We start from the raw sequence: 12,379 nt of genomic DNA on the forward strand, positions 1-12,379 counted from the left end.
CGCCCCGCCCGCTCGCGTCTCAGCCCCGATCAACGCCGCACCGCCGAATCCGCCGGCCGGCGCGGCGAACGGCTCGCCGCCTGGTGGCTGCGGCTCAAGGGCTGGCGCATCCTCGATCATCGCGTGCGCACCCCGGCGGGCGAGGTGGACCTGATCGCGCAAAAGGGAAAGTTGATCGCCTTTGTCGAGGTGAAGGCGCGGTCCAGTGCGGCCGAGCTGGACTTCGCCATCGACCAGCGCCGGCTCGCCCGCGTCGCGGCGGCCGCCGAGCTGTTGATGCCGCATTATGCCACCGCCGGGGAGGATATCCGCGTGGATGTGATCCTTTTGGCGCCCGGCGCCGCGCCGCGGCACATCGAGAATGCCTGGATCGGGTGACAAGCCAGGCGCACCGCCCTACCTGCCGGTAGACGCCGCATCTCCCGCGGCCTGTTATTGCCACTGCACGGCCAGGGAAAGGCGCCCGCCTTTTCTCCAGCCGGGCCGAACGGAGGTTTGCGTGAGTCTCACCGTCGCCGTCCAGATGGACCCGCTCGAATCGATCAACATCGCGGGTGATTCCAGTTTCGCGCTGATGCTGGCGGCGCAGGCGCGCGGCCACCGCCTGTTCCATTACGCGGCGGAGGATCTGAACTGGTCGGACGGTCGCTTGTGGACGCAGGCGCGGCCGGTGACGGTACGGCGGGAGGTCGGTAATCACTTCGACGCCGGCGATCCCGTCAGCCTCGATCTCGGTGACGGGGCCGATGTCGTGCTGATGCGGCAGGATCCGCCCTTCGATCTTGGCTATATCACCGCCACGCACCTTCTGGAGCGGATCAGCGATCGCACCCTGGTGGTCAATGATCCCGCCAGCGTCCGCAACGCGCCCGAGAAGGTGTTCGTCCTCGATTACGCGCGCTTCATGCCCCCCACGCTCGTCACCCGCTCACTCGACGAGGCGCGCGCTTTCCTGCGCCAGCACGGTGCCATCGTGGTCAAGCCGCTCCACGGCAATGGCGGCAAGGCGATCTTCCGCGTCGGGCCGGAGGGTGAAAATCTTTCTGCGCTGATGGAGGTGTTCAACACTGCCTACCGCGAGCCGCACATGGTGCAGGCGTTCCTTCCCGACGTGGCCAAGGGGGACAAGCGCATCGTACTGGTCGACGGCGAGGTCGCCGGCGCGATCAATCGCCTGCCCGGTGAAGGCGAGATCCGCAGCAACCTGGCGGTCGGCGGGTCGGCAGAAAAGACTGAGCTGACCGAGCGCGAGCGCGAGATCTGCGCCGCGCTCGGCCCGGAACTGAAGCGGCGCGGGCTGATCTTTGTCGGCATCGACGTGATCGGCGGCGAATGGCTGACCGAGATCAACGTCACCTCGCCCACCGGGATCGTCGCCATCGAGCGATTCGATGGCACGGACGTGGCCGGGCTGATCTGGGATGCCATCGAACGGCGTGTCGCGGCGCGCTGATCCTCTGCTCGCGCCACGGAAACTACGCAGCCGCTACCACGCTTGCAACAAAGCGGGCATAGCGCGTGGGCGGGCGAGCGTGAATCCGCCGACCCTCCGGCTTCAACTGGACGATTGCTGACCCTCAATGACTGACATCATCATCGATCTGATCGCCCGCGGGGGGTACATCGGCATTTTCCTGCTGATGGCGCTGGAAAACATCATTCCGCCGATCCCCTCGGAGGTCATCATGGGCCTGGGCGGCATGGCCGTCGCTCGCGGCCAGATGGATCTGTGGTGGCTGATCTTCTGGGCCACGCTGGGCACCACCGCTGGCAACATGTTCTGGTATGAGATCGGCCGCCGCCTCGGCATTCAGCGGTTCAAGCCGATCGTCGATCGCTATTCGCGCTGGATGACGATGGAATGGGATGATGTGGAGCAGCTGAATCGCTTTTTCCAGAAATACGGCCATTGGGTGATCTTCGTCTTCCGGTTCCTCCCCACCTTCCGCACGGTGATCTCGCTCCCTGCGGGCATGGCGAAGATGCCGCTGTGGAAGTTTCTGCTGTTCACCTTTGTCGGCAGCGCGATCTGGAATGCGGTGCTCGCCGGTGCCGGACTGTTCCTGGGGCTGAAGATGGAGCAGGTGGAAAAGTTCGTCGGCCCGCTCGCCGTCGCCACGGTGGTCGCGATCGTGCTGCTCTATTTCTACCGCGTCTTCACCTGGAAGCCGCGCGAACAGCGCGGCTGATCGCCCCGCCGCCGAACCTCACCGTCATCCCCGCTAACGCGGGGAGCCAACGCTCAGCGCTCGCTGCACTCGCCAACCAGCCACAGCGCCCGTACCCACCGTCATCCCCGCGCAGGCGCGGATCCAACGTTTCGCAAACGCTGCGCGCACTAAGCAGCCACAGCGCCCTCCGGTTTGATCCAGGCCCTGGAAGCACCTCCCCGGCGAAGGCCGGGGTCCAGCTGGGAAAGCGTTGGCAAAGTCCGATGTGCCTGCCAGCTTTGTCGCGCAACTGAGCCCCGGCCTTCGCCGGGGAGGCGGATCAATCTGGCTGGATCAAATTCTGAAACCCGCGTCACCCACGCGCAGGCGGAGCTCCAAGGTTCGCACAAACCGCACTCGCCAACCAGCCACGGCGCCCGTACCCACCGTCATCCCCGCGCAGGCGGGAATCCAACGTTCCGCAAACGCTGCGCTCGCCAACCAGCCACAGCGCCCTCCGGTTTGATCCAGGCCCCTGGAAGCACCTCCCCGGCGTAGGCCGGGGTCCAGATGGGAAAGCGTTGGCAAAGTCCGATGTGCCTGCCAGCTTTGTCGCGCAACTGGGCCCCGGCTTTCGCCTGAAAGGCGGATCAATCTGGCTGGATCAAATTCTGAAACCCGCGTCACTTACGCGCAGGTGGGGATCCAACATTCCGCAAAGGCCGCGTTAGCCAATCAGCCACAGCGCCCAAAATCCAGCGTCATCCCCGCGAACGCGGGGATCCAACGTTCCGCAAACGCTGCGCTCGCCAACCAGCCACAGCGCCGCCCGCCTCACCCGATGCCCGCCGTCTCGGCTCACACGGCGTGGCCTGCCAAACGCACTGCGTCATGCCGGGCTCGTCCCGGCATCCACCGGGCCGCGCACCTCATCCCACTGGAGTCGCGAAACCGCGCCCCCGCATTGCCCCAGCTATAAGCAACGCCGCAGACGAGGCCGCAAAAGCCCGGCCTTCAGATCAACCCGGCAAGCGGCGATGACGGATCGGCGTAGCGACGAATTCCCATGCGCCCGGCGCGGTACGACAGGCGCCCCGCCTCCACCGCTGCCTTCATCGCCGCCGCCATCATCACTGGCTCTTTCGCCTCGGCAATGGCCGTGTTCATCAGCACGCCGTCGCAGCCCAGTTCCATCGCCACCGCCGCGTCGCTTGCCGTGCCGACACCGGCATCGACCAGCACCGGCACCTTGGCGCCTTCCACGATCAGCCGGATCGTCACGCGGTTCTGAATGCCCAGCCCCGATCCGATCGGCGCGCCCAGCGGCATGATCGCCACCGCGCCCGCTTCCTCCAGCTGCTTCGCGGCGATCGGATCGTCGACGCAATAAACCATCGGCTTGAAGCCCTCCTTCACCAGGACCTCGGTCGCCTTCAGCGTCTCGCGCATGTCGGGATAGAGCGTGCGCGCCTCGCCCAGCACCTCCAGCTTCACCAGATCCCAGCCGCCCGCCTCGCGCGCCAGCCGCAGGGTGCGGATCGCCTCGTCCGCGGTAAAGCAGCCAGCCGTATTGGGCAGATAGGTGTAACGCTTGGGATCGATGAAGTCGGTCAGCATCGGCGCGTTCGGGTCGCTGACGTTCACGCGCCGCACTGCCACCGTCACGATCTCCGCGCCCGATGCTTCCACCGCGGCGGCATTCTGCGCGAAGTCCTTGTACTTGCCGGTGCCCACGATCAGCCGCGAACGGAACGTCTGCCCCGCCACCGTCCAGCTGTCGGTCGCAACGGATGCACCGTGATCCCCGCCGCCCACGAAATGGACGATCTCGATATCGTCGCCATCCTCCACGCACACCTCGGCCAGGGTCGAACGCGGCACCACTTCCAGGTTGCGCTCCACCGCCACCTTCTCGGGGATCAGCCCCAGCTCGGTCGCGAGCTGCGCCAGCGTCAGCCCCGCGGTGACGCGCCGGTGCGCGCCGTTCACGGTGATCGATACGGTTCCGTCGGTATGGGGCATGATGTCCTTCGCGGGCGCACGCGGCCCTTGTCACTTGTCGTTGGTCAGATGAATTGCCTTCCACCTAGGCTTGGCGCACATGCCGTTCAAGGAAGGAGCCTCGCTTGTCGTCGACGCCGAAGAATCTCGTGTACGTCCTGAACGGCCCGAACCTGAACCTGCTCGGCACGCGCGAGCCGGAAATCTACGGCCATGACACGCTGGATGATATCGCCGGTCAGCTGGAGGATCGCGCCCGTGAGCTCGGGCTGGAGGTCGACATGCGACAGTCGAATCACGAGGGGCATCTCGTCGATTGGCTGCACGAGGCGCAGGCCGAAGGCGCCAAAGCGGTGATTCTCAACGCTGCCGCCTTCACCCATACGTCGATCGCCATTCATGACGCGATCAAATCCGTCCGCACCCCGGTGATAGAGGTACATTTGTCCAATCCGCACGCGCGGGAAGAATTTCGCCATCTCTCCTACGTCGGCCGTGCCGCACGTGGAACAATCGCAGGGTTCGGTGCGCTGTCGTACCTGCTCGCGCTTGAAGCGGCGGCGCGGTTCTGACACAGCGCGCGCCCTGTTCAGGGAAAGGGTCGCAATGAGCGATAAGGAAAACGGAGCGATGAAGGTCGACGTCGATCTCGTCCGCCAGCTTGCCGAGCTGCTCGATACGACGCAGCTCACCGAGATTGAGGTAGAGGACGGGGATCGCCGCATCCGCGTCGCGCGCAAGGCTGCCGCTGCCGCCGCGCCAGCCGTGTATCACGCACCAGCTCCGGCCGCCGCACCGGCGCCGAGCACGGCCACCGCCGCGCTTCCGACGGCCGAGCCCGCACCGGCCGAGCCGTCGCTCGCCAATGCCGTGCGCTCGCCGATGGTCGGCACCGCTTATCTCGCGGCGGAGCCTGGTGCCGCGCCGTTCATCGCGGTGGGCAAGCAGGTGCAGGCCGGCGACACGTTGCTCATCGTCGAGGCCATGAAGGTCATGAACCCGATCACCGCGCCCAGCGCCGGTACGGTGAAGGCGATCCTGGTCGACAATGGCCAGCCGGTCGAATTCGACCAGCCGCTGGTGGTCGTCGAGTAACATGCCGGAAATCAAGAAGCTCCTGATCGCCAATCGCGGTGAGATCGCACTGCGCATCCACCGCGCCTGCCATGAGATGGGGATCAAGACCGTCGCGGTGCACTCCACCGCCGATGCGGACGCGATGCACGTCCGCCTCGCCGACGAGGCGATCTGCATCGGGCCGCCCACTGCGGCGGAGAGCTATCTCAACATCGCCAACATCATCTCGGCCGCGGAAATCTCCGGCGCGGATGCGATCCACCCCGGCTATGGCTTCCTCAGCGAGAACGCCAAGTTCGCCGAGATCGTGGAAGCGCACGGGCTGATCTTCGTCGGGCCGAAGCCCGAGCATATCCGCACCATGGGCGACAAGGTGGAGGCGAAGCGCACCGCCGGCGCGCTCGGCCTGCCGCTCGTCCCCGGCTCGGATGGCGCGCTTACCGATTCGGCCGAGGCCAAGCGCCTCGCGCGCGACATCGGCTATCCGGTGCTCATCAAGGCCGCGAGCGGCGGCGGCGGGCGCGGCATGAAGGTCGTGCCGACTGAGGACGAGATGGACACGCTGATGGCGCAGGCCGGCAGCGAGGCGAAGGCCGCGTTCGGCGACGCCACCGTCTATATGGAAAAATATCTCGGCAACCCCCGCCACATCGAATTCCAGGTGTTCGGCGACGGCAACGGGAATGCAATCCACCTTGGCGAGCGCGATTGCTCGCTCCAGCGCCGCCACCAGAAGGTGCTGGAGGAAGCCCCCTCCCCGATCATCTCCGCCGAAGAGCGCGAGCGGATGGGCGGCATCGTGGCGAAAGCGATGGCCGACATGGGCTATCGCGGCGCGGGCACGATCGAGTTCCTGTGGGAAAACGGTGAGTTCTACTTCATCGAGATGAACACCCGGCTTCAGGTGGAGCATCCGGTGACCGAGGCGATCACCGGCCTCGATCTCGTTCGTGAGCAGATCCGCATCGCCGAGGGCCATCCGCTGACGCTGCGCCAGGAGGACGTCGTCTTCCGCGGCCACGCCATCGAATGCCGCATCAATGCCGAGGACCCGCGCACCTTCGCGCCCTCGCCGGGCCTGGTGAAGCAATATCACGCCCCCGGCGGCATGCACGTGCGCGTCGATTCGGGCCTGTACGCCGGCTACAAGGTGCCGCCCTATTACGACAGCATGATCGCCAAGCTGATCGTCTATGGCACCACCCGCCAGGGCGCGCTTCGCCGCCTGCGCCGCGCGCTGGAGGAGTTCGTGATTGAGGGGATGAAGACCACCATCCCGCTCCACCAGGCGCTGCTGGACGATCCCGAGTTCCAGCAGGGCGACTATACGATCAAGTGGCTGGAGGAATGGCTGGCTCGCCAACAATAACTCAATCCGTCATCCCGGCCTTGCGCCGGGATCCAAGGTTCTGCGGACGCTGATGCACCTGAGTACCCGGCACGTTGGATCCCGGCGCAAGGCCGGGATGACGAAAGTGAAAGAGACATCGCGCCTTCACAATCCGGTGCGAGAAACCAGCAACCACAAGGGAGCGCGGCATTGAAGGCGACGATCTGGCACAATCCGCGCTGCTCCAAGTCCCGCGAGACGCTGGCGATCCTCAATGATGCGGGCATTGACGTCACGATCGTCGAATATCTGAAATCCCCGCCCAGCCGGGACGAACTCGCGCGCCTCTACGCCCGCGCCGGCATCGCGCCGGGCGATGCGATGCGCAAGGACGCGCCCAAGGCCGCTACCGATGATGCGGCGCTCGACACCATGGCGGCCGATCCCGCAACGATCGAACGCCCGCTGGTCGAAACGGAAAAGGGCGTCGTTCTCGCGCGCCCGCCCGAACGCGTCCGCACCATCCTGTGAACCTGCCCGAAGAGGCCCGCTGGCGCATCGAACGCGCGAGCCGCGCCGCGGTGGTGATTGACGCCGACACCTATTTCCGCGTCGCGCGCGCCGCCATGATGAAGGCGCGCAAGCAGATCCTGCTGGTCGGCTGGGATTTCGACGCGCGCATCCGCCTCGCCTGGAAGGATGAGCCGCCCGGCGTTCCCACGGAGGTCGGCGAGTTCATCAACTGGCTGGTCAAGCGCCGCCCCGATCTCAACGTCTATATCCTGCGCTGGGACAAGGGCGCGTTGAAGACGCTGTTTCGTGGCAAGACGCTGTGGACGCTCACCAAATGGCGTTTCCTGCGCAAGCGGATCCACCTGAAGCTCGATGGCCATCATCCGGTCGGCGCGTCGCAGCATCAGAAGATCGTGGTGATCGACGATTGCCTCGCCTTTTGCGGTGGCATCGACATGACGGACGAGCGCTGGGACACGCGCGCGCATCTCGATGATGATCCGCACCGCACCTCCCCCAGAGGTTTTGCCAACGGTCCGTGGCATGACGCGACAACGGCGCTCGAGGGGCCGATCGCCGCTGCGCTGGGCGACTTGTGCCGCACACGCTGGCAGATCGCGGGGGGTGACGCCATCCCGGTGCCGCACGCTCCGGTTGATTGCTGGCCGGCAGACCTGAAGCCCGATTTCCGCAACATCGACGTCGCCATCTCCCGATCGCAGCCGGAATATGGCCCGCAGGAATCGATCCGGGAGATTGAGCAGCTCTACCTCACGCTGATCGCCCGGGCGAAGCGGCGCATCTACGCTGAAAGCCAGTATTTCGCCTCGCGCCGGGTCGCCGAGGCGATCGCCCGGCGGCTCGATGAGCCGGACGGGCCGGAAATCGTCATCATCAATCCGGTCACCGCGCAGGGCTGGCTTGAACCGATCGCGATGGACACCGCGCGCGCCCGGCTGTTTCAGGCGTTGAAGCAGCGTGACGTCCACGGCCGCCTGCGCCTGTACCACCCGCACACCGCCGGCGGCACGCCAATCTACGTCCATGCCAAGGTGCTGGTGATCGATGAGGAAGTGATCCGCATCGGCTCTTCCAATTTCAACAATCGCTCGCTCCGCCTCGACACGGAGTGCGACGTGACGATCGAGCAGGACGGCGATCAGATTGCCGCGATCCGCGATGATCTGATCGCGGAGCATCTTGGGACCGAACCGGCCACCGTAACCGAAGCCATCGCCGCCCATGGCCTGATCGGCGCGATTGAGCGGCTGCGCGGTCGGGGCAAGACGCTCGTGCCCTATGAGGTTCCCGATCTCACCGGCGTGGAGGCGTGGCTGGCCGACAACAAGATCCTGGATCCGGAAGGTCCGGAGGAAATGTTCGAGCCATTGACCAAGCGGCAGCGCCTGCTCGCCCGATTGAAACGGAAACGTCACCGCCGCGTCGCGTGATGGTCATGTCCGCTGCCTAACCGACCTGCCGAGGTGCGTATTCTCGCACCGTTACAGGGAGGCTTAGGGCATGGCACGGATCAGGGTTCGCGATGGCGAGACGATCACGACGGAAACGATCGTCGGCGCTGGTGACGCGCTGTGGATCCGTGAAGGCGGCACCATTGCCCGCACTGGCGGTGCGCCTGCCGTGCGCATCACCGGCAACGACGCGATCGTCCGCAACGATGGCACCATCTCCGTTACCGGCAGCAGCGATGCCGCATTGGTCGGTGAGTTCTCGGGCGTGCTGGATCTGCGCCTTTCCAACCGCGGCACCATCTCGGCCGATGCGGTCGCCGTGGAACTGTCGTCGGAAAACGGCACCACCGGCGACGTGCTGTTCACCAACTTCGGCTCGATCATCGGTGGCGATGATCATGCGATCGCGATGCGCGATCTGCGTGCAAGCACGATCACGCTCCGCAACATGGCGGGTGGCCTGATCACCAACGATGGCGATTCGGATGTGGTCCGCCCCGGCCATGACGCCGCGACCGCGATCACCGTGATCAATGGCGGCACTATCCTCGCCGGCACCTTGGACGGCGAAACGTCGGGCGGCGATGCGATCGATTTCCAGCCGAAGGACGGCGGTGTCGCTGGCAAGGTCGTCAACCTTTCGACTGGTCATATCGAAGGCGGCAAGCATGGCATCACCGGCGCGAATGACGCCCTGATCCAGAATGCGGCTGGCGGCGTCATCATCGGCCGCAACGGTTCGGGCGTGAACTTTGATACCGAGGCTGCCGATGGTGACGGCTATGTCACGGTCGTCAACAACGGCCTGATCAGCGGTCGCTATGACGGCTTCGGCGATGGCGATGGAGACGGCGTGGACGTCGACTATCTCGTCAGCATCCGCAACACCGGCACGATCGAGGGGATCGGGGCGGATCTCATCGAGAATTTCGCTGATGGCATCGCCGCCGGCGGTGGCCGCATCAACAATCTCGCTGGCGGTCTCATTCATGGCCAGAGCAACGGCATCCTGATCGACGATGGCGATCGCAACGGCGCCTATGCCGAAACCACGTTGATCAATGACGGCACCGTCTCGGCCGAACTTGGCTATGCCGTCCGCTTCATTGGCGATTTTGACGATCTCATCATCAACAGCGGCACCATCGCCACCGATGCGGAGATTGCGATCGACGCGGGCGCCGGCGACGACAAGGTCCGCAATCAGGGCCAGATCATCGGCAATGTCGATCTGGGCGAAGGCAATGATGACTATCGCGGTGACGGTGAAGTCGCAGGCGAAATCTGGGGCGGTGCTGGCGACGACGTGATCGCCGGCGGTGCCGGCGCGGACGTGATCGTCGGTGGCGAAGGCAGGGATCGGCTCACCGGCGGTGCTGGCAACGATGTGTTCGTGTTTGCCGACGTGAACGACAGCGGCGCCACCTTCGGCACGGCCGATCGCATCGTGGATTTCACCGCCGGTGATCAGATCGATCTGTCGGGCATCGATTCGAATGCGGCAGAGGCGGGCGATCAGGCCTTCTCCTTCATCGGCGATGCGGCGTTCAGCGGCGTGGCAGGCGAGCTGCGCATCGCGGCGGATCGCGGCAACACCGTGATCTACGCCGATATGGATGGCGACATGGCTGCGGACTTCGCCCTTGTCGTCGTTGATCTGGTCGATCCGTCGGTGCTCAGCCTGCAACTCTGATGCACTTGGAGGCGGTCGGTGTGGTGACACCGGCCGCCTCCATCGCTATCGCGCGCGCATGACCGCCATCACTGCTGAAGTCGTCGCCGAACACGGCCTGTCCCCCGAGGAATATGACCGCGTGCTCCACGCGCTCGGCCGCGAGCCGAACCTGGTGGAACTCGGCATCTTCTCGGTGATGTGGTCGGAGCATTGCTCCTACAAATCCTCGCGAATCCACCTGAAGAAGCTGCCGACCGAGGCGCCCTGGGTGATCTGCGGCCCGGGCGAGAATGCCGGCGTCATCGACATCGGTGACGGTCAGGCCGCCATCTTCAAGATGGAGTCGCACAACCACCCGTCGTACATCGAGCCCTATCAGGGCGCGGCGACCGGCGTCGGCGGTATCCTGCGCGACGTGTTCACGATGGGCGCGCGGCCGGTGGCGAACCTCAACGCCCTGCGTTTCGGCCGCCCCGATCACCCGAAGATGCGCCACCTCATCTCGGGCGTGGTTCACGGCATCGGCGGCTATGGCAATTGCGTCGGCGTGCCCACCGTGGGCGGCGAGGTGAACTTCCACCCCGCCTATGACGGTAACATCCTCGTCAACGCGATGACGGTCGGCGTCGCCGATACCGACAAGATCTTCTATTCGGCTGCCAGCGGCGTCGGCAATCCGATCGTCTATGTCGGCTCCAAGACCGGCCGCGACGGCATCCACGGCGCTACCATGGCCTCCGCCGACTTCGGCGAGGATGCCGAGGAGAAGCGCCCCACCGTGCAGGTCGGCGATCCCTTCACCGAGAAGCTGCTGATCGAGGCCTGTCTCGAGCTGATGGCGTCCGACGCGATCGTCGCGATTCAGGACATGGGCGCGGCGGGCCTCACCTCCTCCAGCGTCGAGATGGCGTCGAAGGGCGGCGTGGGCATCGAGCTGATCATGGACGACGTGCCGCAGCGCGAAACCGGCATGACGCCCTACGAGATGATGCTCTCCGAATCGCAGGAGCGCATGCTGATGGTGCTGAAGCCCGGCCGCGAGGATTTCGCCGAAGCGATCTTCCGCAAGTGGGAGCTCGATTTCGCGGTCATCGGTCATGTCACCGATACCGGCCGCATGGTGCTGAAGTGGCAGGGCGATGTGGTCTGCGACATTCCGCTCGCCCCGCTCGCCGACGAGGCCCCGCTCTACGATCGTCCGCACGTCCCCACCCCGCCCGCCAAGGCGCTGGTAAACGTGCCGGAGTGCAAGGACATCGCCGCCGATCTCCTGACCCTGATGGGCTCGCCCGACATCGCCAGCCGCCGCTGGATTTGGGAGCAATATGACCACATGGTCGGCGCCGACACGGTGCAGCGCCCCGGCGGTGACGCCGCGGTCGTCCGCGTCCACGGCACCGACAAGGCGCTGGCGATCACCACCGATTGCACCCCGCGCTATTGCTACGCCGACCCGGTCGAGGGCGGCAAGCAGGCGGTCGCCGAGACGTGGCGCAACCTCACCGCCGTCGGCGCGAAGCCGCTCGCGATCACCAACTGCCTGAACTTCGCCAACCCCCAGCGCCCCGAGATCATGGGCCAGATCGTCGGCTGCCTCGACGGCATGGGCGAGGCGTGCCGCGCGCTCGACTATCCGATCGTCTCCGGCAACGTCTCGCTCTACAATGAGTCGAAGGCGACCGGCGGCGGCAGCGCGATCCTCCCCACCCCCGCGATCGGCGGCGTCGGCCTGATGGCGGACTGGACCAAGAGCGCCACCATCGCCTTCAAGGGCTCGGGCGACGTGATCCTCGCGGTCGGCACGCGCCGCGGCGATCTCGGCCAGTCGCTCTGGCTGCGCGAGGTGCACGGCCGCGAGGAAGGCCCCCCGCCCCGCGTCGACCTCCAGCAGGAGAAGGCGACCGGCGATCTCATCCGCCAGGCGATCGACCTTGGCCAGCTCTCCGCCGTCCACGACGTCTCCGATGGCGGCATCGCCGTCACGCTCGCGGAAATGGCGCTCGCCGGCAACATCGGCGCAATGATCGACCGCAAGCAGCCCTATGACTGCGCGCACAGCTTCTTCGCCGAGGATCAGGGCGTCTACATCGTCACCGTCCACGATCACGCGCTGGCCGATTTCCTCCACGCCGCGCTCGACGCCGGGGTCGAGGCCGAGCCG

At 65.8% G+C, this 12,379-nt stretch carries 11 protein-coding genes; 10 read left to right on the top strand and 1 reads right to left on the bottom strand.

What is annotated here, in order from left to right:
• The 3 genes from AX702_RS14835 to AX702_RS14845 all read left to right on the top strand — a co-directional run.
• Positions 1-378 (top strand): YraN family protein (locus AX702_RS14835; RefSeq protein WP_066780854.1); only part of this gene is annotated, 378 nt, incomplete at its 5' end.
• Positions 379-499: 121 nt separating this feature from the next.
• Positions 500-1,453 (top strand): glutathione synthase, encoded by a 954-nt coding sequence (gshB, locus tag AX702_RS14840; protein WP_066780856.1) that lies wholly within the window; start codon positions 500-502, stop codon positions 1,451-1,453.
• Positions 1,454-1,580: 127 nt separating this feature from the next.
• On the top strand, positions 1,581-2,189 hold the full coding sequence (locus AX702_RS14845) for a DedA family protein (RefSeq protein WP_066780858.1): 609 nt from the start codon (positions 1,581-1,583) through the stop codon (positions 2,187-2,189).
• A 975-nt stretch (positions 2,190-3,164) separates the two neighbouring features.
• On the opposite strand, the gene thiS is transcribed toward AX702_RS14845, so the two are convergent.
• A complete protein-coding gene (thiS, locus tag AX702_RS14850; protein WP_082746292.1) occupies positions 3,165-4,172 on the bottom strand; it encodes a sulfur carrier protein ThiS in 1,008 nt (335 codons plus the stop codon).
• Between the two features lie 104 nt (positions 4,173-4,276).
• Here thiS and aroQ point away from each other — a divergent pair, with 104 nt between their 5' ends.
• The 7 genes from aroQ to purL all read left to right on the top strand — a co-directional run.
• On the top strand, positions 4,277-4,723 hold the full coding sequence (gene aroQ, locus AX702_RS14855; protein WP_066780859.1) for a type II 3-dehydroquinate dehydratase: 447 nt from the start codon (positions 4,277-4,279) through the stop codon (positions 4,721-4,723).
• A gap of 34 nt (positions 4,724-4,757) precedes the next feature.
• Complete coding sequence (gene accB, locus AX702_RS14860) at positions 4,758-5,246, top strand: acetyl-CoA carboxylase biotin carboxyl carrier protein (RefSeq protein WP_066780861.1); 489 nt, start codon at positions 4,758-4,760, stop codon at positions 5,244-5,246.
• A gap of 1 nt (position 5,247) precedes the next feature.
• Positions 5,248-6,597: an acetyl-CoA carboxylase biotin carboxylase subunit gene (gene accC, locus AX702_RS14865; protein ID WP_066780863.1), complete on the top strand. Its 1,350-nt coding sequence runs from the start codon at positions 5,248-5,250 to the stop codon at positions 6,595-6,597.
• A 171-nt stretch (positions 6,598-6,768) separates the two neighbouring features.
• Positions 6,769-7,089, top strand: coding sequence for an arsenate reductase family protein (locus AX702_RS14870; RefSeq protein WP_066780865.1), 321 nt, complete (start codon positions 6,769-6,771; stop codon positions 7,087-7,089).
• Positions 7,086-8,522 carry a phospholipase D-like domain-containing protein gene (locus tag AX702_RS14875; protein ID WP_066780867.1) on the top strand — a complete coding sequence of 479 codons (1,437 nt, stop codon included), beginning with the start codon at positions 7,086-7,088 and terminating at the stop codon, positions 8,520-8,522. Before AX702_RS14870 ends, AX702_RS14875 begins: the two co-directional genes overlap by 4 nt.
• Positions 8,523-8,592: 70 nt before the next feature.
• Positions 8,593-10,236: a calcium-binding protein gene (locus AX702_RS14880; protein WP_066780869.1), complete on the top strand. Its 1,644-nt coding sequence runs from the start codon at positions 8,593-8,595 to the stop codon at positions 10,234-10,236.
• 58 nt (positions 10,237-10,294) lie between these two features.
• Positions 10,295-12,379, top strand: a 2,085-nt coding sequence (gene purL / locus AX702_RS14885) for a phosphoribosylformylglycinamidine synthase subunit PurL (protein ID WP_066780871.1), incomplete at its 3' end; no start/stop codon positions are given.

Origin of the sequence: Sphingomonas sp. CCH5-D11 (genome assembly GCF_001557395.1) — a bacterium.
Taxonomy (GTDB): Bacteria; Pseudomonadota; Alphaproteobacteria; order Sphingomonadales; family Sphingomonadaceae; genus Sphingomonas.

Excerpts from the sequence above, each read along its gene's own strand:
- AX702_RS14845 (WP_066780858.1), top strand. The coding sequence starts at position 1,581 with ATGACTGACATCATCATCGATCTGATCGCCCGCGGGGGGTACATCGGC.
- AX702_RS14880 (WP_066780869.1), top strand. The coding sequence starts at position 8,593 with ATGGCACGGATCAGGGTTCGCGATGGCGAGACGATCACGACGGAAACG.
- accB (WP_066780861.1), top strand. The coding sequence starts at position 4,758 with ATGAGCGATAAGGAAAACGGAGCGATGAAGGTCGACGTCGATCTCGTC.
- accC (WP_066780863.1), top strand. The coding sequence starts at position 5,248 with ATGCCGGAAATCAAGAAGCTCCTGATCGCCAATCGCGGTGAGATCGCA.
- thiS (WP_082746292.1), bottom strand. The coding sequence starts at position 4,172 with ATGCCCCATACCGACGGAACCGTATCGATCACCGTGAACGGCGCGCAC.